The organism is Halomonas sp. EF61 (assembly GCF_040147045.1).
GTDB classification, from domain to species: domain Bacteria; phylum Pseudomonadota; class Gammaproteobacteria; order Pseudomonadales; family Halomonadaceae; genus Halomonas; species Halomonas litopenaei.
Genome location: NZ_JAMSHM010000003.1, coordinates 44298 through 65235 on the forward strand (window position 1 = coordinate 44298; position 20938 = coordinate 65235).

Consider the following 20938-nt stretch of genomic DNA (forward strand, 5'->3'; position numbering starts at 1 on the left):
CCCGGGCGCTCGAGGACCGCAGCAGCAGCCGTTGACACGCAGGCGGAAGAGCGCAGCGTCCAGCCCGCCAGACAGGCACAGCAACAGGCACAGCAAAAAGCCGCCCGAATCCGGGCGGCTTTTTTTGACGCTTCCCCAGGACCAGGCGTGGCCTGGGGAAGCAACCGTCGCTGGCGCGTCTGCGCCGAGGCTCAGGCCTTGGTGTAGGCGGCGGCGGACTTTTCGATGGCCTTGCGGGCGGCCTCGACACCTTCCCAGGATTCCACCTTGACCCACTTGCCCTTCTCGAGATCCTTGTAGTTCTCGAAGAAGTGGGCGATCTGCTGACGCAGCAGCTCGGGCAGATCGGTGACCTCCTGAACATCGTCGTAGAGGCTGGACAGCTTGGGGTGCGGGACGCACACCAGCTTGGCGTCTTCGCCGGCTTCGTCGGTCATGTTGAGGATGCCCACCGGACGGGCGCGGATGACACTGCCGGGTGCGACGGGGTAGGGGGTGACCACCAGGGCGTCCAGGGGGTCGCCGTCGTCTGCCAGGGTGTGCGGAATGAAGCCGTAGTTGGCCGGGTAGAACATCGGCGTCGCCATGAAGCGGTCGACGAGCAGGGCACCCATGTCCTTGTCAATTTCGTACTTCACCGGGGCGTGATTGGCGGGAATCTCGATGGCGACGAAGAGGTCGTTGGGGAGTTCCTTGCCGGCGGGGATGTTGTCGAAGTTCATGCTCGCGTCCTTCGTTGGGCGGATGTCCGCCTGGGCGGCGGAAAAAAATCCGTCGGATTATACGAACCCCGTGACGGGATTACCAATATGGTGGGCGTATCTTGACGCGCTGCAACAAGGCGCGCAAGACAACCATGGGACGAGACGCCGGGGTGAGGTGCCACTAAAGCACAGTAAACAAAGCCAAAGGCGACTTGTCAGGCATATCAGGGATTCGGTGTGTATCATACCGCCGGTGAAGGCGTCGGCCCCCTGGCCCACGTCTTGTCGCGTCATCAACGCTGGAGTCACAGGAGGTGATCTTGGCCACCGCACGTCTCGCTCTGAGTTATGGGCAAGCCTTTGTGGCGCCCGAACGCCATCGGCAGCGCAGTTCGATGTCGGTGCGCCTGCCGGAAGAGGGCGAGCCCAAGGGCGCCTGCGCGCTGATCAGCGATTCAGCCTCAGGCCATGCCCTGGCCAAGCAGGCGGGAGATCTCAGCGTGCGTGGATTTCTCAACGACTACTACGCGACTCCGGCGCACTGGACCATCAAGGCGTCGGCCCAGCGAGTGATGCGTGCGCTCAACGCCTGGTGTCATGGCATGACCCGCCAGATGGAGGACGGCAGCTATGTGTCGTCGTTGTCGACGGTGGTGTTCAAGGACCGTTGTGCGCACCTCTTTCATGTAGGTGACACCCTAGTGTTTCGGCTTCGGGGAGCCGAGTTCGAGCAGTTGAGCCGCGACCACGTCACCGACCTGGGGGGCTATCGCTACCCGGCCAGGGCGCTGGGCATGGATGTCGGCATCGACATCGACTATTCGGAGTGGCCGCTGAAGCAGGGGGACATCTTTCTGTTCACCACCCAGGGGGTGCGTGGGACCCTGATGCCCTCCGACTATGTGCGGCTGATTCGCGAAGATGCCAGTGACCTGGACGCGGCCTGTGAGCGCCTGGCCGAGGCGGCAAGCTCCAGGGCTCGTGAGCGGGGCTACGGCAGTGACCCCTTCTGCTTTCAACTGGTCAGGGTGGATGAACTGCCTGATGCGGCCAGCGACGCTCCCAGTCGGCTGTACGGGGATCTGCCGATTCCCCCCGAGCTTGCGGTGGGTGACCAGATCGACGGACTGGTGGTGGAAGCGGTGATGTCACGCACCGCCCACTCACGGGTCTACCGGGTGCGCGATGTGGATACCGAGCGGGTCTGTGTGCTCAAGGCGCCAAGTCCTGAGCTGTCGAATCGAAACGCCTACCTGGAGCACTTCCTGCTGCAACAGTGGGTGGTGGAGAGGGTTCACTCGCCCTTCGTGGTCAGCGTGGTCGAGCCTTCCCGGTCCCGCCGTCATCTCTATTACCTGATGCGTTACGTCGATGGCATGACCTTGAGCGAGTGGGTCGCGCGCTATCCGCGTGCCAGTCTCGGTCAACGACTCGACATCGCGCTGCAGCTGGGCAAGGCGCTGCAGGCGTTGCATCACCGTGACCTGATTCACCAGCAGGTCCATCCAGACAACGTCTTGATCGATGATCAGGGGCGCGTGGTACTGACCGACTTCAGCGCCTGCCATCTGCGCGATGTCGACGGGCACCGCCGCTCCCGCCGGCTGGTGGCCCAGGTGGGGCTCAATGAACACAGTGCGCCTGAGTATGCCCTTGATGACGAGGTCGGCCGGCGCAGTGACCAGTACGCCCTGGCGTCCACGGTGTACTGGTTGATCAGCGGACGTCTGCCCTACGCGGTGCCGACCCATCAGCTGCGCAGTCATACCGATCTCGAGCAGCTGAGCTATCGCAGCGTGCGTCATTACCGGCCAGACGTCAGCGCGGAGCTCGACGAGGCCTTAAAACGCGCCCTGGACCCGCAGCGATCGCTGCGTTTTCGGCGCCTGTCGGAATTTCTCTATAGCGTGCGGCCCGGTCGCCAGCAGGTGTCTGAAGCCCCCAGTCGTTCGATCCGTGCCTGGAAGGAACCCGCCAACCTGTGGCAGGCCATCGCCGGGTTGTTGCTGGTGTTGTTGATCCTGTCCTGGTGGCTACGCTAGGGCTTGTCTGAAAAGTGCCTGCGCTCGGTAATACGGCGTTAAAAATCGGCTGGTGCGCCAGCCCGGTCAAAATGCTCATTTACACCCTGTAAACTGCGCTGTCTCACCGATTTTTGCCTTGTCTAACCTTCGCTCGTCGACTTTTCGGACAGCGCCTAGGGCTTGTCTGAAAAGTGCCTGCGCTCGTCGGTGTATCGGAGAAGGCCTGGGGCTTTGGTGATCCGTGGCGGGGCCAGCCGGTCTTCCTGACACATCCTGCGGCGTCAAACGAAAAGCCCCGAGGCCAGGCCTCGGGGCTTTTTTAATGCCAGCGTCGCGTCGGCTGCGTCTCGGTCGCGGGGCGTGCGTGATGCAGCGCCGGGCCGCAGCGAGCTGTGGTGCGTCTATGCTACAGACTGAGTTACAGGCTGAATTCCGGCAGACGCTTTTCCACCCGCGCGAGCTTGAGGCGCGCCATCTTCGGCAGGCCGTTCTCGAAGGGAGGGAAGTCCTCGCCCTGGATCAGCGGTGCCAGGTAGGCACGGCCGGCGTCGCTGATGCCGAAGCCATCCTCGCGGATGTACTCGCGCGGCATGAACTTCTCACGGTTGGCCACATCGGCCAGCGGTGCCGCCTCGATCTCCCAGCGGTAGGGGTTGTCGCTGACGCGCTTGATCGCCGGCATCTGGGCGTTGTGCCCCTCGAGCGCCAGTTCCACCGCCTTGACGCCGACCGCGTAGGCCTGCTCGACGTCGGTCTTGGCGCCAAGGTGGCGCGCGGCGCGCTGCAGGTAGTCGGCAACCGCCCAGTGGTACTTGTAGCCCAGGTCCTGCTTGACCATGCCGGCCAGGGTCGGGGCCACGCCGCCGAGCTGGCGGTGTCCGAAGGCGTCGGTGTTACCCGAGTCGGCGAGGAAGGTGCCGTCCTCGTAGCGTGCGCCCTCGGAAACCACGATCACGCAGTAGCCGTAGTTCTTGACCGCGTATTCCACACGCTCCATCACCTGGCGACGGTCGAAGGGAATCTCGGGGAAGATCACCAGGTGGGGTGGCTCACCCTCGCCCTGGCCGGCCAGGCCACCGGCACCGGCGATCCAGCCGGCGTGGCGACCCATGACCTCGAGCACGAACACCTTGGTGGAGGTGGCGCACATGGAGGCGATGTCCATGGAGGCCTCGAGGGTCGAGGTGGCGATGTACTTGGCCACGCTGCCGAAACCGGGGCTGTTGTCGGTGATCGGCAGGTCGTTGTCCACGGTCTTGGGCACGTGGATGGCGGTCAGCGGGTAGCCCATCTTCTCGGACAGCTGCGAGACCTTGAGGCAGGTGTCGGCGCTGTCGCCGCCGCCGTTGTAGAAGAAGTAGCGGATATCGTGAGCCTTGAACACCTCGATCAGGCGCTCGTACTGGGTGCGATGGCTCTCGATGTCCTTGAGCTTGTAGCGACAGGAACCGAAGGCACCGCCGGGCGTGTGGCGCAGGGCGGCGATGGTGTCATCGGACTCCTGGCTTACGTCGATCAGGTCCTCGGTCAGGGCGCCGATGATACCGTTGTGGCCGGCGTAGACCTTGCCGATGCGATCACTGTTCTGGCGGCAGGTCTCGATGACGCCGCAGGCGCTGGCGTTGATCACGGCGGTGACGCCGCCGGACTGGGCGTAGAAGGCGTTGTGCTGGGCCATGGGGCGTGGGGCTCCTGGTTCTGGATCGTGAATACGGTGAAACGAACAACGTCCCCACGCGGCGTGGCGAAGGGAAAGGATCGGTGGGCGCGTCGCGGTCGGCCAGGCCTTCGTCGGGAAGGGCTTCGCGGACTAAAGCCTTCGCGGACTAAAGCCATCGTGTGGCAAGCCATCGCGTGGCAACCATCGCCGGGACAGCGCCGGAACATGGTCGGCGATTCTAGCCCATCGGCCTGGTGCCTGCATCCGACCGGCATGCCCCGGCGCAGCCGAGCGCCGACGTCGAAGTAAAACAGTGGGCGATCGGCAACAGCGACGAGGGCGTGACGCCGCCTCTGGAGGCCTTTGTCGGGGCATGCTAGGCTGCCGCCAACCTTGAGTGCCGTTGTCTGCCGGGGGCGCCGTGCGCGTCGACTCGGGGACGGGGCAGCAGCAGCGCACCGGAGGCGCCATGCATCTTCATATCGTCGGTATCTGCGGCACCTTCATGGGCAGCCTGGCGCTGTTGGCGCGGGAGCTTGGCCACCAGGTCAGCGGCTCGGATGCCAGCGTCTATCCCCCCATGAGCACCCAGCTGGAAACGGCCGGCATCGCCCTGATGCGCGGTTACGCCGCCGACAATCTGACGACGACACCGGACCTGGTGGTGATCGGCAACGCCCTGTCGCGGGGCAACCCTGAAGTCGAGGCGGTGCTCGATCGTGGCCTGCCCTACGTGTCCGGTGCCCAGTGGCTGGCCGAGCACGTGCTGCCGGGGCGCCCGGTGATCGCGGTGGCGGGCACCCACGGCAAGACCACCACGGCCAGCCTGACCGCCTGGCTGCTCGAAAGCGCCGGGCTGGCCCCTGGCTTTCTGATCGGCGGGGTGCCGAGGAACTTTGGCGTATCGGCGCGACTGGGCGGCGAGCAGGCGCCCTTTGTGGTGGAGGCCGACGAGTACGACACCGCCTTCTTCGACAAGCGCTCCAAGTTCGTGCACTACCGCCCGCTGGTCGCCATCCTCAACAACCTCGAGTATGACCACGCGGACATCTTTCCCGACCTGGCTGCCATCGAACGCCAGTTTCATCACCTGGTACGTACGGTGCCCGGGCGTGGCCAGTTGCTGGTGGCGGACGACGCGCCGGCGCTGGACCGGGTGCTGGCCCAGGGCGCATGGACACCGGTGTCGCGCATGGGGCAGCAGCAGGACTCGGCCTGGCGCATCGAGCTAGAGCGTGACGATGCCAGTCGTTTCAGGGTGATCCAGCAGCGGCCGGACGGGGTCGACGAGGACGCAGTGGTCGACTGGGGGTTGACCGGTGACTACAACGCCCGCAATGCCCTGGCCGCCCTGGCCGCCGCCAGCGTGTTCGGCGTGGATCTGGCGCGCGGCGCCGCTGCGCTGTCGCGCTTCGAGACGCCCAAGCGTCGCCAGGAGGTGCGCGGCGAGGTCGGCGGCGTCCAGGTGATCGACGACTTTGCCCATCATCCCACCGCCATCGCGGCGACGCTGTCCGGGCTGCGCGCTTCGACCCAGCGCGGTCGCCTGCTGGCGGTGATCGAGCCGCGTTCCAACACCATGCGTCTGGGTACCCTGCGCGATCGCCTGGCGGACAGCGTGGCCCAGGCCGACCAGGTCTGGTGGTACCAGCCCGAGGGGCTGGACTGGTCGGTGGAGGCGCTGGTCGAGGCCTCGCCGATACCGGCGCACCGTCGTGGTGACATCGATGCGCTGGTCGCCGATCTGGTGGCACAGGCGCGCCCTTATGATCGTATCGTGGTGATGTCCAACGGCGGCTTCGGCGGCATCCATGAGCGCCTGCTCAAGGCGCTGGAGGCCGCTCATGGCTGAAGGCTTCAACCCCCCGGTGACCGTGGCCCTGACCGGCGCCTCCGGTGCCCAGTACGGACTCAGGCTGATCGAGGCGCTGGTGTCGGCGGGACACGAGGTGTGGGTGATGATCTCCAAGGCCGCCCATCTAGTCATCGCCACCGAGACCGAGGTGTCGTTGCCGCCACGCCCGGCGCTGCTGGCCGAGGCGCTCAGCGAGCGGTTCTCGGCGGCCGAGGGCCAGATCCGCTGCTTTGGCCGTGAGGACTGGATGGCCCCGGTGGCGTCGGGCTCCGGCGCCAGCAGTGCCATGGTGATCTGCCCGTGCTCGACGGGAACGCTGTCGGCGGTGGCCTGTGGCGCCAGCAACAATCTGATCGAGCGCGCCGCCGATGTGGCGCTCAAGGAGCGCCGCCGCCTGGTGCTGGTACCCCGGGAGACGCCGTTCTCGGCGATCCATCTGGAGCACATGCTCAGTCTGACCCGCATGGGTGCGGTGGTGTTGCCCGCAGCACCCGGCTTCTATCACCAGCCGCAGAGCATCGATGATCTGATCGACTTCATCGTGGCGCGCATCCTCAATCAGCTGGGTATCGATCATCAGCTGATGCCAAGGTGGGGCGAGGGTTCCTCCGGGTCCACCGTCGGCGACTGAGTGCGTTCCTAGCATCGTCATCACAAGACACCGTCACCACAAGACACCACCATCACATGGCACCATCATCACCTCGCGCCGTCAGACACCTCTCCAGCGCTGCTCGGGATAAGGAAATCCATGCCCAGTCTGTCCGTTCTCTCTGTGTTCGTTCCGACCTTCTTTCTGGTCTCGCTGACGCCAGGCATGTGCATGACCCTGGCCATGGTGCTGGGCATGACCCAGGGGGTGAAGCGGGCGCTGTGGATGATGCTGGGGGAGCTGGTTGGCGTGGGGCTGGTGGCCTTCTCCGCCGGTGCGGGGGTGGCGGCACTGATGCTCAAGCTGCCGGCGCTGTTTGCCTTGTTCAAGTGGCTGGGCGGGGCCTACCTGGTCTATCTGGGGTGGCTGATGTGGCGCTCACGGGGGCGCATGGCGATCCCTGACAATCTTGAGGATACCGCGCCGCCGAAGCGACGGGAGCTGGCCATGCAGGGCTTTGTCACTGCGGTCGCCAACCCCAAGGGCTGGGCCTTTTTCGTGGCATTGCTGCCGCCCTTTATCGATCCGGCGCGGCCGGTGCTGACCCAGTTGGCGGGGTTGATTCTGGTGATCCTGAGTCTCGAGTTCACCTGCCTTCTGCTGTACGCCAGCGGCGGCAAGAGTCTGCGTCACCTGCTCGCACGTGGGGGCAGTGTACGGTTGCTCAACCGCATCGCCGGGACCTTGATGATTGGTGTGGGCCTGTGGCTGGCGCTGGGCTAGGGCCTGGCTGGAAAGTGCCGGCACTCATCGCTGTCTGGACAAGGCCCCGGGCCCGCCTTGCCAGAGGTGTCGGTTCGGGGGCGTGTCACTGTCCTATACCGGCGGCAGCCACAGGATGCGTGCGCTGACCAGGGCCAGCGAGGCAAGCAGCAGCGCCGGTAATGGACACGGCGTCAGGGCCGTCCGGTCCCGCCTGAGCCAGGCCAGTTGAACCATGGCGCAGACCACCAGGCCAAGCAGGGCTCCCCCGACGAGATCGCTCAGCCAGTGCACGCCCAGCACGATGCGTGACAATGCCATGGGCACGACGATGGCGATCGCCACCCAGTAGGGCCAGAAGCGTTGGCGGCGTGGCAGCGTCTGGGCGATAAAGGCGGCCGCCATGCCGTACAGGACCACCGCCGTCGAGGTGTGGGCGCTGGGATAGGACAGAGAGTGGGCGAGATAGTCAGGGGCATCCGGACGAAGGCGGCCGATCACCTCCTTGCCCAGGGTGTTGAGCGTGGCGATGGCCATCAGTCCAGCGCTCACGTGGCCCAGTGCCGCCCAGTGACGGCGGCTGGCCAGCCACACCAGCCAGGGCAGTGCCAATGCCGCCACGCCGAGGGTATCTCCCGCCTCGGCCAGTGTCTCGGACAGCGCCAGAAGTCCGGGTAGCTCGAGCCCGCCGATCAAGGCGTGAAGCCGCGTATCCATCATCAGCGGTCCGTCTGCCTGGAGCACGACCAGCGTCCAGGCGCTCAGCGCGGTCAGTGCACCCAGGAGCAACAGCCAACTGGCCAGGGGAGGCTCTTCCTCGTGGTGGGGGGCCAGGGCCTGCCACAGGCGCCTCCCGCCGGGCAGGTGATGGCTGACCCAGGCGAAGCTACGGTAGAGCAGGCCCTGAGGCGAGGCGTGGTGGCGGACCAGCGAGAACAGCAGCGCCAGCACCGCCACGGTGACGCCGAGCGCTGTCAGCCAGGGGTGCAGGTCGTCCGGCAATGCCAGCCACTGTTGCCAGGTTCGACCCAGCAGATAGCCGGGCAGGATGTAGGCCGGTGCCCACAGCAGGGCGGAGCCAAGATTGGCCCAGGTGAAGGTCGTCGGCGGCATGCGCAGAATGCCCGCCACCAGCGGCACGATGGGGCGGACCGGTCCGACGAATCGCCCCAGCAGCACCGAAAGAGGACCATGACGCTGGAAGAATCGTGCACCCCGGGCCAGCCACTCCGGGTGATGCGACAGCGGCCACATGGCGGTGACCTGCTCACGGTAGCGATAGCCGATGGCGTAGCTGGCGCCGTCTCCCACCACGGCACCGGCAAAGGCACAGGCGATGACCCAGCCAACCGCGATGTCGTAGTGGCCGGCCAGGGAGGCGGCGGCGGTGATCAGAACGACGCCGGGCACCACCACGCCGATCAGGGCAAGCGACTCCACCAGCGCGATGGTAAAGATCAGCAACAGCAGCAGTCCGGGCGAAGGCGCCCACTGAATCAACCAGTCCCCGGCATTTCCCACCCTGTTCTCCTTTGCGTTGGGCCGTCGTGATGTTTCGGCATTCTGCCACAGTCAGGGTGGTCAGGAGCGACCGGGTGGGAGGGGAGTGACGGCCAGTGCCTCGCTGCGGCGAGCCAGTCGCTGCTCGAAATGCTGCCAGGGTTCCTTGGCGTTCAGGGCGCAGAGCCGTGAGCGTAGGGTCAAGGGGCCGATGTCCGACAGGCGAACCTCGGACAGCGCCTGTTCCAGTCGCTTGATCACCAGCATGGCACCGCTTTCGGTGGTGTTGGGCAGTACCAGCCAGAAGGTGTCATGGGATTCTCGTCCCAGAATATCGTGGTCACGGCAGTGAAGGCGTACCGCCTGGCACAGTTGGTCGAGTTGCGTTAGCTGAGTGCGAGAGCCGTACTGCTCACTGGCGATTTCCAGTTGTGGCAGGTGCAGGATCACCACCGCCAGCCGCTGGTCCAGGTGCTGGGCGCGCTCGAACTCCCCGTTCAGGCGCTCGTGCAGGGTGGCGCGATTGATCGCATCGCAGTCGACGTCGCTGGGGTCGGTGGCCCGGTTCAGGTCGCGCTGACGCAGGTATTCCCAGCCGGCCAGGGAGGTGACCGCAAGGAAGGTCAGCAGAAACTTGATTTGATCGAGGCTTGGCGAAGACTGGCCGACCACCATGAGCCAGATAGGCATGACGGCCAGCGCCAGCACCAGAGCAGGGCCGAAGGGCAGTACCAGCAGGATCAGGGTGATAGGTACGCTGATCCAGAAGGCGTCGAACGATGCCTGCAGCACCGTCTGGTCATAAAGGGCGAGGCAGCCGCACAGCAGCAGCAGATAGTTCGAGACGCGCGAGGCTCTTCTGGTATCGAAGACCGTGATCACGGCCATCAGGCAACTCAGGGACGCCGGCAGCAGGATGCTCTCGTATTGCCCCAGCAGATAGTGCCACAGGGCCAGTGACGCCAACAGCAAGGTCCCCATGACATCGGCACAGACACGCCAGGAACGGACCCACTGGGGTGGCTCGATCATGCGTCGTCCTCCACCACCTGGGTGACAGGGCACTGCTTGTCCAGGGCCGCCAGCACCATGGGCAGGTTGTCCAGATTGGCAATCGATACGGTGCGTACCGTGATCGGCACGGCGATGTCTTCCAGCAGTTCCTGGCGTCGTTGCCTGGCCTGCACGGCGTCTCGACTGGTCAGCATCACGGCGACGGTACGTCCGTTGAGACGATAGGCGTTCTCGAACCGCTTGATGCGTGTGCAGATGTCCTGGGCGACCCGCCACAGAGAACGTCCATGGATCTGGATCACCACCAGTTCGGCGTGGACGCCGTCACGGGTGGCGCGGCTGTTTTCCCGAGCCAGGTCGCGTTCCAGCTGGCTGGCCGACCACAGCGGCAGTCCGGGCGCCAGACGGGCTCTCCTGCGCATCAGGCGTTGCGAATGTCCGCCCGGCAGCGCACGTCCGATCGCAAGAAAGCACAGGCACAGCAAGAGCGCGCCAGCCAGGCCCCAATGGTGAAGGCTCATCTGGGTGATCAGGCTCCACCAGCTTATCCCGGCAAGGCTGGCGTTGAGTATCAGCATCCACTGGGGTTGGGGCAGGATCAACAGGAAAGGCCAGGCCCACAGCCAGGCACCGTTGGCGTCGGGCGAGAGTATCACCAGGGCGGCAAGCAGCACGCTGGCCACCACCAGCCAGGCGCGGTAGGCATGGCGGCGGTGGCTGAACTCGATGACGATGCCGGTGATCCCGAGCCATAGCGCGGCCAGACCAAGCAGCGTGGTGTCCAGCGCCCGCGCCGAGGTCGCCGCGCAAAGGGCCAGCAGTGCGGCCGCGGCGAACAGGTTCAGCTTGAACAGGCCGACTTTGTACTTGTTCCGCATGCTGTCTTAATATGATCCTTTCTGTGGTTCACGATCCGCATCACGTCCGCGTTGTCATCCCGGTGCAAGCCTTCTTTCTTTGCCCGGAGACCTCGTTCTACCAGGAGACTCGTTTCACCGTGTCCGACTCATCCGCCAATGCCACCGCCGAGCGCGTCGCCGATATCGACGCCTACATGACCGCCATGGGCCAGGCGGCCCGTGTTGCTGCCACCGATATGCGTCGCCTGCCACCCGCGCGCAAGAACCAGGCGCTCAAGGCGATGGCTCAGGCGCTGGACGCGTCTCGTCAAGAGATCCTGTCGGCCAATCGGCAGGATCTGGCGCGCGGTCGCGACAAGGGGCTCGACGAGGCTCTGCTTGATCGCCTTGCCCTGGATGACGGCCGCATCGACGCCATGATCGAGGGCCTGACCCAGGTCGCTGCCTTGCCCGACCCTGTCGGTGAGATCGATGGCCTGAGCACTCGGCCCAGCGGCATCCAGGTCGGCATGATGCGCGTGCCCCTGGGTGTCATCGGTATCATCTACGAATCTCGCCCCAACGTCACCATGGAAGCCGCCAGCCTGTGCCTGAAATCGGGCAATGCCTGCATTCTGCGCGGGGGCTCCGAGGCCAGCGCGTCCAACCAGGCGCTGGCCCGCTGCATTGCCTCTGGGCTGGCCGAAGCCGGACTGCCCCAGGGCGCCGTGCAACTGGTGGCGACCACCGACCGTGCCGCCGTGGGTCGCTTGATCAGCATGGACGAATTTGTCGATGTGATCATTCCCCGTGGTGGTAAATCGTTGATCGAGCGTATTTCGCGTGAGGCCAGGGTGCCAGTGATCAAGCATCTGGACGGCATCTGTCACGTCTACGTGGACGCCGCCGCCGACCTGGACAAGGCCCGTGCCATCGCGGTCAACGCCAAGACCCATCGCTACGGCGTGTGCAACGCCATGGAAACGCTGTTGGTGAACGCACAGGTGGCGCAGGCCCTGCTGCCGACCCTGGCCGCTGACTACGCGGAAAAGGGCGTCGAGGTGAGGGGGTGTGCCCGCGCCCGGGCGATCGTCGATCACTGGCTCACGGCGAGTGACGAGGACTGGGCCACCGAGTACCTTGCGCCGGTGCTGTCGGTCAGGGTAGTCGATGACATCGACGAGGCCATGGCGCATATCGAGCGCTACAGCTCGCGTCACACCGAGTCCATCGTCACCGAGAACTACAGCCTGGCACACCGCTTTCTGGCAGAGGTCGACTCGAGTTCGGTCATGGTCAACGCCTCGACCCGGTTTGCCGATGGCTTCGAATACGGGCTCGGTGCGGAGATCGGCATCTCCACCGACCGACTGCATGCCCGGGGGCCGGTGGGGCTCGAGGGGCTGACCACGCGCAAGTATGTGGTCTTCGGCGATGGCCAGATTCGACAGTGAGTGGCGCCGTTCGCTTTGACGTCGAGGGCCGTCCTGCGCACATCGGCATGCTTGGCGGCACCTTCGATCCCGTCCATCTAGGCCACCTGCGCACCGCGCTTGAGCTTCGCGCTGCGCTGTCGCTCGATGGCGTGCACATGATCCCCGCGGCTCAGCCTCCGTTGCGCGATCGGCCCCAGGTCACCGCCGAAAAACGGCTCGAGCTGTTGCGCCTGGGAATCGGCGATACCCCGGGGCTGGCGGCGGACCCCTGCGAGCTGGAACGGGAGGGCCCGTCGTTCAGCGTGCAGACGCTCGAGTCCCTGCGTGAGCGCTACGGCCACGAGGCGCGCATCGTCATGGCCCTTGGTCACGACGCCTTTCTCAAGCTGGCGAACTGGCACAACCCGGAAAGGATCTTCGCGCTTGCCCATCTGGTGGTGGTCGAACGCCCCGATCACGAAGCGCCCTTGCCCGAAGCGCTTCAGGCGCTGATCGAGGGGCGCGAGGTCGAGCATGGCGATGCCCTGATGGCCAAGCCCCAGGGCCGACTGCTGCGCCTGTCGCTGCCGTCGCGGATGGCGATCTCGGCCACCTTCGTCAGGCATAGCCTGATGCAGGGAAAGAGCGTGCGCTACCTGCTGCCGCCGGCAGTGGAAGAGCGCATCCAGGCGCAACGCCTGTACCGCGCGGTCTGAGCGCGGCAGCCAAGGCAACACGGTCCGAGAAATTCGATCAGGCGCTGGATTGGCGCTGCCACTCGGCTTCCCAACAGGTACAATGGGAGGTCGATGACTACCCAGTGATGAGGGGCTATGCAGATTGAAGCATTGAAGGCGCTCGTGATCGAGTCGCTTGACGATATCAAGGCCAAGGACGTCGAGGTGCTCGACGTGTCTCGGCTGACCAGCGTGACCGATTGGATGGTGGTGGCGAGCGGGACCTCGACACGACATGTGTCGGCGCTGGCCAACAGCGTCATTACCAACGCCAAGGACAATGGCGTTCAGCCGTTGGGCGTCGAGGGTGAAAACGGGTCGGACTGGGTGCTGGTCGATCTCGGCGGCGTGGTGGTCCACGTGATGATGCCGGACACCCGTGCGCTGTACGACCTGGAGCGACTGTGGTCGGACCTTCCCAGCGATGCACCGGCATCAGAGGAAGAGGCCAAGGCATGAAGGTCCGCCTGTTGGCGGTGGGAACACGCATGCCAGGCTGGGTGACCGACGGTGTCGAAGAGTACCGCAAGCGTCTGCCGCGGGATTTTCGCCTGGAGGTCGAAGAGATCGCCCCGGGCCATCGCGGCAAGAACGCGGATACCGCGCGTGCCGTGGCCCAGGAAGCCGAGCGCATCGAGGCACGCCTCAAGGGTGATGAGCATCTGGTGGCGCTGGAGGTGCTCGGCAAGCCCTGGACCACCGAGCGGCTGGCCGATGAGGCCGATCAGTGGCGTCATGCCGGGCGTGATGTGGTGCTGCTGGTGGGCGGCCCGGATGGCCTGGCCGCGACGCTGTCGGCCCGCGCCCACCAGCGCTGGTCGCTGTCACCCTTGACCCTTCCCCATCCACTGGTGCGGCTGGTGCTGGCCGAGCAGCTCTACCGTGCCTGGACCCTGATGGTGGGACACCCCTACCACCGATGATGGCTCCTGCGTCAGACAAGGATTGCCTCTCGCATGCGTAAGCGTCGCGAAACCCTCAAGAACCCCGAGAACGCGCTGCGCATCTTTCGTGTGCGTGCGACGCTTGCCGGGGTGGTCGTGGTACTGCTGTCCGGCCTGCTGGTGGGGCGGTTGTGCTATCTGCAGATCGTCCAGCACGAGGTCTACAGCACCCGATCCGAGAAGAACCGGGTGAGGGTGGAGCCGCTGCCCCCGACCCGCGGGCTGATCTACGACCGCAACGGCCAATTGCTGGCCGAAAATCGTCCCACCTACAACCTGACCCTGGTGCGTGAGCGGGTCGATGATCTCGATGCCACCCTGGAGCTGCTGGTCGAGCTGCTGGATCTGCCGGACGAAGAGGTGGACGCCTTCAAGGTGCGTTCACGCCAGCGTCAGCGTCCCTACCAGCCGGCTCTGTTGATGAGTGATCTGACCGAGTCGCAGATCGCAAGGCTCGCGGTCAATCGCCACCGCTTGCCGGGAGTGGAGGTGCAGGCCCAGCTGCTGCGCTTCTATCCCGACGCCGAGATCATGTCCCATGCGCTTGGCTACGTGGGCAGGATCAACGCCGAAGAGCTCGAGAGCCTGGATCCGGGCAACTACGCCGGTACCCACTTTATCGGCAAGACCGGGGTGGAACGCTTCTACGAGGATCAGTTGCACGGTCGTGCGGGGCTGAGAAAGGTCGAGACCAACGCCCGGGGGCGGGTGCTGCGTGAGCTGGGGCACACCGACCCCGAGCCGGGGCAGGACCTGACCCTGACCCTGGACATGGACATGCAGCAGCTCGCTGTGGATCTGCTCGATGGCCGGCGTGGCGCCATCGTCGCCATCGCGCCCCAGACCGGCGAAATTCTGGCGATGGCCTCGGTGCCTGGATTCGATACCAACCAGTTTGTCACCGGCATCGACGTCAAGTCCTACCGCGGGCTGCAGAGCGATATCGATCTGCCGCTGTTCGATCGGGCGACCCGGGGCAGCTATCCGGCGGGGTCGACGATCAAGCCGTTCATGGCCATGGCCGGGTTGATCGAAGGGGCCGTTACCCCGGACGAGGTCATCTACGACCCGGGCTACTATCAGCTGCCCAATGACGACCGGCGCTACCGCAACTGGCTGCGCTGGGGGCATGGGCGGGTGAATCTCGAACGCGCCCTGGCGGTGTCCAACAACACCTATTTCTATTCATTGGCCCACGAGCTCGGCATCGATCGTATCGACGAGAACCTGGGGGCCTTTGGCTTCGGCACCCGGGTCGCTGCCGACGTGGCCGGGCAGGGGGATGGTCTGCTGCCATCCAGAGACTGGAAGAAGGCACGCTTCAATCAGCCCTGGTATCCCGGCGAGACGCTGTCGGTGGGTATCGGCCAGGGGTATCTGCAGATCACTCCGCTGCAGTTGGCGGCCGCGACCGCCGTGCTCGCCAATCGCGGCCACTGGGTGCGCCCGCGGCTGGCCAAACGTATCGGCGACCAGCCGGTGCCGGTGGATCTGCCCGACACGCCGCCGGATATCGAGGCCCCCGAGAACTACTGGACCCGGGTCTTCAACGGCATGGAAAAGGTGTTGTCCGGGCGCGAGGGCACGGCACGGCGCACCGGGGCAGGCCTTCAGTATCGCATGGCCGGCAAGTCGGGTACCGCCCAGGTGTTCTCGCTGGGGCAGAACCAGAAGTACAACGCCGCCGAACTGCGCGAGCGTCTGCGCGACCATGCGCTGTTCATGGCCTTTGCGCCGGTGGAGGACCCTCAAATCGCCATTTCGGTCATCGTCGAGAACGCCGGTGGCGGGTCGACCCACGCGGCTGGGCTGGCTCGGGCCATGGCCGATGCCTGGATTCTCGACCACAACGCCGGTCGTCCGCGCACCGACGAGACTGCCGCCGAGGAGGAAGACTGATGGCCATCGATTTTGTGCGCTCGTTGCGCGGCCACCCGGTGCGTCCCCCGGCCAGCGGTATCGCCCGACGCACCTCGTTCTGGCAACGGATGCACGTCGATCCCTGGTTGCTCGGCATGCTGCTGGTGCTGATGGGCAGTGGCCTGGCGGTGCTCTACAGCGCCAGTGGCGAGAACGTTCACGTGGTCACCGCCCAGGCGATTCGCTTCGGCGTGGCCTGGGCGGTCATGCTGGTGCTGGCGCAGTTTTCACCGGCGACGCTGATGCGCTGGGCGTTGCCGGCCTACCTGGCCGGCCTGGTGATGCTGGTGGCGGTGGAGATCCTCGGTGACGTCGGCATGGGCGCTCAGCGCTGGCTGGTGATTCCCGGCGTGGTGCGCTTTCAGCCTTCCGAGATGATGAAGATCGCCATGCCGATGATGGTGGCGGCCTGGCTCAGTCGCCACGAGCTGCCACCCAATTGGCGCGCGCTGGCCGGTTGCGCGCTGCTGATCGCTCTGCCGGTAGGCCTGATCGCGCGCCAGCCGGACCTTGGCACCTCGCTGCTGGTGGCGGCAGCGGCGGTCTTTGTGATCCTGCTGGCGGGGCTGTCCTGGCGCTTTATCGGTGTCATGGTGGCGCTGGCGGGGGCGGCGCTGCCGCTGTTGTGGATGAACATGCACAACTATCAGCGTCAGCGCGTGCTGACCTTTCTCGATCCCGAAAGCGACCCGCTGGGCGCCGGCTGGAACATTATTCAGTCGACCACCGCCATCGGCAGCGGGGGCGTCTGGGGCAAGGGCTGGCTCGAGGGCACCCAGTCGCAGCTCGAGTTCCTGCCGGAGCGGCATACCGACTTTATCGTGGCGGTGCTGGGCGAGGAATTCGGGCTGGTCGGCATGCTGGCTTTCCTGCTGCTGTACCTGCTGATCGTCGCGCGTGGACTGTGGCTGGCGGGCGCCGCCCAGGATACCTTCGGCAGATTGCTGGGAGGCGGCATCATGCTGACCTTCTTTATCTACGTCTTCGTCAATATCGGCATGGTCAGCGGCATTCTGCCGGTGGTCGGCGTACCGCTGCCCCTGGTGAGCTACGGGGGGACGTCCAGCGTGACCTTGATGGCCGGTTTCGGTATTCTCATGGCGGTCAATGCACATCGCCGGTTGCTGCCACGCTAGGCGCTGTCCGAAAAGTCGACGAGCGAAGGTTAGACAAGGCAAAAATCGGTGAGAAAGCGCAGTTTACGGGGTGTAAATGAGCATTTTGATCCGATTTTTAACGCCGTATTGCCGAGCGCAGGCACTTTTCAGACAAGCCCTAGGGGCTGGCGACCAGGCTAACGGGGGCCCGGAGAGAGGCGGCGACAGTGTCCACGGTGGGGCCGGCGAGCGAAGCGCTTGCCGGCTTTGCAGGGGCGGCGGCGCCTGCGGGTTCCCCAAGGGAGAAGATCGATGACAGTACCCCTGGTCCAGGGAAGGAAAGGCCTCGGCGCGGCGTTGTGTGGGCTTCTGGCCTCGCTGTCGCTGGCGGCCCAGGCGCAGGATTTCGCCTCGCCGGAGGTCGACGCGATGATGGATCGGCTCGAGCGCCAGGGCGTCTCGCGCCAGTGGCTGGAGCGCGCCATGGCCAGGGCAGAGTTCCAGCCGTCGGTGCTCGAGGCCATGAGCGGTGCCGCCGAGCATCACCTGACCTGGGAGCGCTATCGTGGCATCTTCCTCGGTGAAGAGCGCATCAACGAGGGCGCGGCCTTTATCGAGGCCCATCGTGACGCCTTCGATCGCGCTGAAGCGCGTTATGGTGTGCCGCCAGAGGTGATCGCCGCGATTATCGGCGTCGAGACCCGTTACGGGCGTATCACCGGTGATCATCGGGTGCTCGATTCGCTGTCCACGCTGGCCTTTCATCATCCCCGGCGCGGTGAGTTCTTCGAGGGGGAGCTCGAGGCCTTTCTCGACATTGCCTACCAGCAGAACGTCGATCCCGGAGCCTTGAAGGGCTCCTACGCCGGTGCCATGGGCTATCCCCAGTTCATTCCCACCAGCTACCAGGCCTATGCGGTCGACTTCAACGACGACGGCCAGCGCAACCTGTGGACCGATCCGGTGGATGCCATCGGCAGCGTGGCCAACTATTTCGCCGAGCACCGCTGGCAGGCGGGTGGCACCCTGTACTGGGAGGCCGAAGGCCCCAGCTCGGTGCCGTCCTCGATTCGCTTCAACCGCACCGATCCGCCCTACGCCCGTGTTGCCGAACTGGAAGCCCAGGGCATCCAGCCGGTGGAGCCGCTGCCGGGGGATGCCAAGGTGGTGCCGCTGGCTTTGGACATGGAAGACGGCAGCACCCACTACCGCCTGGGTGGGGGCAACTTCTACGTGATCACCCGCTACAACCATAGCCACCTCTACGCCATGGCGGTCACGGAACTGTCGGAGGCCATCGCCGAGGTGCGCTCGCTGGGAAAGCCCCAGTGGTGGCATGCCCTGGACACGGAGGTGAGTTCATGACCCTGCGCGCGCCCTTGTTGCCGACCCTGTCGCTGCTGGTGGCCCTGACCGGTTGTGCCGGCGGTGGCGGGACCGCCCCGGAGACCACTCAGCAGGCGGCCGCGACGCCTCAGGATTCGCGGGCGACGGCGGGTGGGCGCTATGCCATGAGCGGCGACGCCTATCCCGAGACGCCGCCGGACGTCAGTCAGGTGCCGGACGCGGTGCCGCGCGACGAGCCACGCTCACGCGCCGGCAACCGCTCGACCTATGAGGTGTGGGGCAAGACCTACCATGTGCTGGATGACCCGAGCGGTTATCAGCGCGAGGGTACCGCTTCCTGGTACGGTCAGAAGTTCCACGGCTACGCGACCTCCAACGGCGAGATCTATGACATGTACAAGATGACGGCGGCGCACAAGTCGCTGCCGTTGCCGACCTTCGCCCGGGTGACCAACCTGGACAACGGGCGGTCGGTGATCGTGCGAGTCAACGATCGTGGTCCCTTCCACGACGACCGCGAGATCGATCTGTCCTACGCAGCGGCCGCACGGCTCGATATTCTCGACCATGGCACGGGCCGGGTGCGGGTCAGCGTGATCGATCCCGATCAGTGGCAGGCCAGTCGCGGCGCGGGTGCGTCGAGCGACTCGGTCAGCGGGGGTGTGGGCGCCGCGCCAGCCAGCGCTGCGGCCAGTACTGGGACCAGAACTACAGCCAGTACTACAGCCCGTACTGCAGCCAATGCGGCGCCCAGCGCGCCGTCCGCCGCGTCGCCGGCAGCAGGCCAGAGCGCCCCGCAGGCGCCCGCGGCCGGGACTCCCGGCATCTATATTCAAGTGGCAGCCCTGGGGTCGGCGGACAGCGCGCAAGACCTCAAGGCGGATCTGGAGACGCGGTTGAATCAGCAGGTGCGTGTGGCCAGCGCCGCCGGTCTGCACAAGGTGCAGGTCGGGCCGCTGGCGAGCCGTGGGCAGGCGGAGCCGGTCCGCGAACGCTTGCGCCAGGCGGGATTCGCGCAGACCTTTGTCGTCGATGCTCGCTAGGTATCGACGAAGTGCAGCCGACGCCTCGCTGATCGCCCGGCCGGTCGATGCCGGCGGTTCCAGTGAGGCCGGCTGTTGGAAGCATTGTGCGGTGGCCCTGATCACCGCTTTCCCTGATTGTTGTAATGAGACATTTCACCATGATCGCTAAGTCATCCTTTACTCGCCGCTGGTTGCCCGTGGCCTTTGTATGTGCGGCCCTGGTGGCGCCCCTGACGAGTGCTCAGCAGCCCGACTCGCCGACACCGGACGTGCCAGAGCCCCAGGTCATGATCCCGGCACCGCCTCAGCTGGCGGCCAAGTCGTGGATCCTGATCGACGCCAACAGCGGACGAGTCCTGGCCGAGCACAATTCTGACCAGCGCCTGCCGCCGGCCAGCCTGACCAAGCTGATGACGGCGTACCTGGTCGAGCGTGAGCTTGATCGGGGCAACATCCAGCCCGACGACATGGTGCCGATCAGCGAGAAGGCCTGGCGTACCGGCGGCTCGAAGATGTTTGTCGAGGTCGGTACTCGTGTCTCCGTCGAGGAACTGCTCCACGGTATCGTCATCGTCTCCGGCAATGACGCCAGCGTCGCCATGTCCGAGTATCTGGCCGGCGGCGAGGACCCCTTTGCCGACCTGATGAACCAGCACGCCACCCAGCTGGGCATGGAGAACACCCACTACGAGAACGCCACCGGGCTGCCGTCGGAGAATCACTACTCCTCGGCTCGGGACCTGATGCGTCTTGCCAGGCACATCATTCTGGACTACCCGGAACACTACGCCATCTACAGCCAGAAGCACTTCACCTACAACGGGATCGAACAGGCCAACCGCAACCGTCTGTTGTGGCGCGACCCCAGCGTCGACGGCCTCAAGACCGGCTGGACCGAAGAGGCCGGCTACTGCCTGGTGTCCTCGGGCCAGCGTGATGACATGCGGTTGATCTCGGTGGTGATGGGGACCAGCTCCGAAGAAGCCCGCGCCCAGGAAACCCAGAAGCTTCTGAGCTATGGCTTCCGCTACTACGAGACGCTGAAACTGTATGACCGTGGCGCCGTACTCAATACGCCGCGGGTGTGGGAAGGCAGCACCAACGAGCTCAAGGTGGGCGTCGACAATGGCGTCTACATGACCGTGCCGCGCAACCGCAATGACGAGCTCACCGCGCGCCTGGACATCGACAGTGGCTTGACCGCGCCCATCGCCGCCGGCCAGCGGGTCGGCACCATGGAGGTGCGCCTCGGGGACGAGGTGGTCGGCGAGCGTGACCTGGTAGCGCTGGAAGCGGTAGAGCAGGGTGGGCTGTTCAAGCGCATGATCGACAAGGTCCAGCGCTTCTTCAGCGACCTGGTCGGCGGCTGGTTCGACTGATCGTCCCTGTGGTGCGGCCCTGGCGTCAATGCGCGCCCTGTGGTCGCCGTGACGCCGGCCGAGGTGAGCCGCCTCGGCCGGCGTCCTTGGTCGTGATGCCAAGGTTGAGTAGAATACTCGGGTA

The 20938-nt window shown here is 65.5% G+C and carries 18 protein-coding genes; 13 read left to right on the forward strand and 5 right to left on the reverse strand.

Translation table 11 applies throughout. From position 1 onward, the window contains the following. Positions 1–191: 191 nt before the first annotated feature. Positions 192–722 (reverse strand): inorganic diphosphatase, encoded by a 531-nt coding sequence (gene ppa / locus NFI08_RS15130; RefSeq protein ID WP_045993354.1) that lies wholly within the window; start codon positions 720–722, stop codon positions 192–194. A 302-nt stretch (positions 723–1024) separates the two neighbouring features. Here ppa and NFI08_RS15135 point away from each other — a divergent pair, with 302 nt between their 5' ends. Beyond that, positions 1025–2746 carry a bifunctional protein-serine/threonine kinase/phosphatase gene (locus NFI08_RS15135; protein ID WP_045993353.1) on the forward strand — a complete coding sequence of 574 codons (1722 nt, stop codon included), beginning with the start codon at positions 1025–1027 and terminating at the stop codon, positions 2744–2746. Positions 2747–3146: 400 nt separating this feature from the next. Here NFI08_RS15135 and NFI08_RS15140 read toward each other — a convergent pair whose 3' ends face one another. Then, a complete protein-coding gene (locus NFI08_RS15140; protein WP_124803704.1) occupies positions 3147–4406 on the reverse strand; it encodes a 6-phosphofructokinase in 1260 nt (419 codons plus the stop codon). A 451-nt stretch (positions 4407–4857) separates the two neighbouring features. Between NFI08_RS15140 and mpl the strand changes: the two genes are divergently transcribed. From mpl to NFI08_RS15155, 3 genes are all read left to right on the forward strand, one after another. Continuing rightward, the gene (gene mpl, locus NFI08_RS15145) at positions 4858–6240 is read left to right on the forward strand and encodes a UDP-N-acetylmuramate:L-alanyl-gamma-D-glutamyl-meso-diaminopimelate ligase (protein WP_349590396.1); all 1383 of its coding nucleotides are present in this window, start codon (positions 4858–4860) and stop codon (positions 6238–6240) included. Beyond that, positions 6233–6874, forward strand: coding sequence for a flavin prenyltransferase UbiX (locus NFI08_RS15150; protein ID WP_045994174.1), 642 nt, complete (start codon positions 6233–6235; stop codon positions 6872–6874). Before mpl ends, NFI08_RS15150 begins: the two co-directional genes overlap by 8 nt. A 120-nt stretch (positions 6875–6994) precedes the next feature. Further along, positions 6995–7618: a LysE family translocator gene (locus NFI08_RS15155; protein WP_045994175.1), complete on the forward strand. Its 624-nt coding sequence runs from the start codon at positions 6995–6997 to the stop codon at positions 7616–7618. 93 nt (positions 7619–7711) lie between these two features. Here the strand turns inward: NFI08_RS15155 and NFI08_RS15160 are convergent, their stop codons facing one another. Genes NFI08_RS15160 through NFI08_RS15170 form a run of 3 tightly spaced genes read right to left on the reverse strand, consistent with a single transcriptional unit; the run spans position 7712 to position 10989 of the window. Beyond that, on the reverse strand, positions 7712–9118 hold the full coding sequence (locus NFI08_RS15160; protein WP_108132842.1) for a bifunctional DedA family/phosphatase PAP2 family protein: 1407 nt from the start codon (positions 9116–9118) through the stop codon (positions 7712–7714). 60 nt (positions 9119–9178) lie between these two features. Next, positions 9179–10129, reverse strand: a complete 951-nt coding sequence (locus NFI08_RS15165) for a diguanylate cyclase domain-containing protein (protein ID WP_045994177.1) — start codon at positions 10127–10129, stop codon at positions 9179–9181. Next, complete coding sequence (locus NFI08_RS15170; protein WP_045994178.1) at positions 10126–10989, reverse strand: hypothetical protein; 864 nt, start codon at positions 10987–10989, stop codon at positions 10126–10128. Before NFI08_RS15170 ends, NFI08_RS15165 begins: the two co-directional genes overlap by 4 nt. 176 nt (positions 10990–11165) lie before the next feature. Between NFI08_RS15170 and NFI08_RS15175 the strand changes: the two genes are divergently transcribed. From NFI08_RS15175 to NFI08_RS15215, 9 genes are all read left to right on the forward strand, one after another. Continuing rightward, complete coding sequence (locus NFI08_RS15175) at positions 11166–12404, forward strand: glutamate-5-semialdehyde dehydrogenase (protein WP_349591292.1); 1239 nt, start codon at positions 11166–11168, stop codon at positions 12402–12404. Between the two features lie 47 nt (positions 12405–12451). After that, entirely contained in the window at positions 12452–13081 is a 630-nt protein-coding gene (gene nadD, locus NFI08_RS15180) for a nicotinate-nucleotide adenylyltransferase (RefSeq protein ID WP_108448871.1), read from the forward strand. Between the two features lie 117 nt (positions 13082–13198). Beyond that, positions 13199–13561: a ribosome silencing factor gene (rsfS, locus tag NFI08_RS15185; protein ID WP_108132840.1), complete on the forward strand. Its 363-nt coding sequence runs from the start codon at positions 13199–13201 to the stop codon at positions 13559–13561. Next, positions 13558–14025, forward strand: coding sequence for a 23S rRNA (pseudouridine(1915)-N(3))-methyltransferase RlmH (gene rlmH / locus NFI08_RS15190; protein WP_349590404.1), 468 nt, complete (start codon positions 13558–13560; stop codon positions 14023–14025). The genes rsfS and rlmH overlap by 4 nt, the downstream gene beginning before the upstream one ends. A 33-nt stretch (positions 14026–14058) precedes the next feature. Then, complete coding sequence (gene mrdA, locus NFI08_RS15195) at positions 14059–15945, forward strand: penicillin-binding protein 2 (protein WP_108448861.1); 1887 nt, start codon at positions 14059–14061, stop codon at positions 15943–15945. Next, a complete protein-coding gene (rodA, locus tag NFI08_RS15200) occupies positions 15945–17102 on the forward strand; it encodes a rod shape-determining protein RodA (protein WP_213227184.1) in 1158 nt (385 codons plus the stop codon). Before mrdA ends, rodA begins: the two co-directional genes overlap by 1 nt. 273 nt (positions 17103–17375) lie before the next feature. Continuing rightward, a complete protein-coding gene (mltB, locus tag NFI08_RS15205) occupies positions 17376–18428 on the forward strand; it encodes a lytic murein transglycosylase B (RefSeq protein WP_222569835.1) in 1053 nt (350 codons plus the stop codon). Next, positions 18425–19453: a septal ring lytic transglycosylase RlpA family protein gene (locus tag NFI08_RS15210; RefSeq protein WP_502881140.1), complete on the forward strand. Its 1029-nt coding sequence runs from the start codon at positions 18425–18427 to the stop codon at positions 19451–19453. Before mltB ends, NFI08_RS15210 begins: the two co-directional genes overlap by 4 nt. A 140-nt stretch (positions 19454–19593) precedes the next feature. Next, the gene (locus tag NFI08_RS15215) at positions 19594–20814 is read left to right on the forward strand and encodes a D-alanyl-D-alanine carboxypeptidase family protein (RefSeq protein WP_083970391.1); all 1221 of its coding nucleotides are present in this window, start codon (positions 19594–19596) and stop codon (positions 20812–20814) included. The last annotated feature ends 124 nt before the right edge of the window (positions 20815–20938 follow it).

Excerpts from the sequence above, each read along its gene's own strand:
- ppa (WP_045993354.1), bottom strand. The coding sequence starts at position 722 with ATGAACTTCGACAACATCCCCGCCGGCAAGGAACTCCCCAACGACCTC.
- NFI08_RS15140 (WP_124803704.1), bottom strand. The coding sequence starts at position 4,406 with ATGGCCCAGCACAACGCCTTCTACGCCCAGTCCGGCGGCGTCACCGCC.
- mpl (WP_349590396.1), top strand. The coding sequence starts at position 4,858 with ATGCATCTTCATATCGTCGGTATCTGCGGCACCTTCATGGGCAGCCTG.
- NFI08_RS15150 (WP_045994174.1), top strand. The coding sequence starts at position 6,233 with ATGGCTGAAGGCTTCAACCCCCCGGTGACCGTGGCCCTGACCGGCGCC.
- NFI08_RS15155 (WP_045994175.1), top strand. The coding sequence starts at position 6,995 with ATGCCCAGTCTGTCCGTTCTCTCTGTGTTCGTTCCGACCTTCTTTCTG.
- NFI08_RS15165 (WP_045994177.1), bottom strand. The coding sequence starts at position 10,129 with ATGATCGAGCCACCCCAGTGGGTCCGTTCCTGGCGTGTCTGTGCCGAT.
- NFI08_RS15170 (WP_045994178.1), bottom strand. The coding sequence starts at position 10,989 with ATGCGGAACAAGTACAAAGTCGGCCTGTTCAAGCTGAACCTGTTCGCC.
- NFI08_RS15175 (WP_349591292.1), top strand. The coding sequence starts at position 11,166 with ATGACCGCCATGGGCCAGGCGGCCCGTGTTGCTGCCACCGATATGCGT.
- nadD (WP_108448871.1), top strand. The coding sequence starts at position 12,452 with ATGCTTGGCGGCACCTTCGATCCCGTCCATCTAGGCCACCTGCGCACC.
- rsfS (WP_108132840.1), top strand. The coding sequence starts at position 13,199 with ATGCAGATTGAAGCATTGAAGGCGCTCGTGATCGAGTCGCTTGACGAT.
- rlmH (WP_349590404.1), top strand. The coding sequence starts at position 13,558 with ATGAAGGTCCGCCTGTTGGCGGTGGGAACACGCATGCCAGGCTGGGTG.
- mrdA (WP_108448861.1), top strand. The coding sequence starts at position 14,059 with ATGCGTAAGCGTCGCGAAACCCTCAAGAACCCCGAGAACGCGCTGCGC.
- rodA (WP_213227184.1), top strand. The coding sequence starts at position 15,945 with ATGGCCATCGATTTTGTGCGCTCGTTGCGCGGCCACCCGGTGCGTCCC.
- mltB (WP_222569835.1), top strand. The coding sequence starts at position 17,376 with ATGACAGTACCCCTGGTCCAGGGAAGGAAAGGCCTCGGCGCGGCGTTG.
- NFI08_RS15210 (WP_502881140.1), top strand. The coding sequence starts at position 18,425 with ATGACCCTGCGCGCGCCCTTGTTGCCGACCCTGTCGCTGCTGGTGGCC.
- NFI08_RS15215 (WP_083970391.1), top strand. The coding sequence starts at position 19,594 with ATGATCGCTAAGTCATCCTTTACTCGCCGCTGGTTGCCCGTGGCCTTT.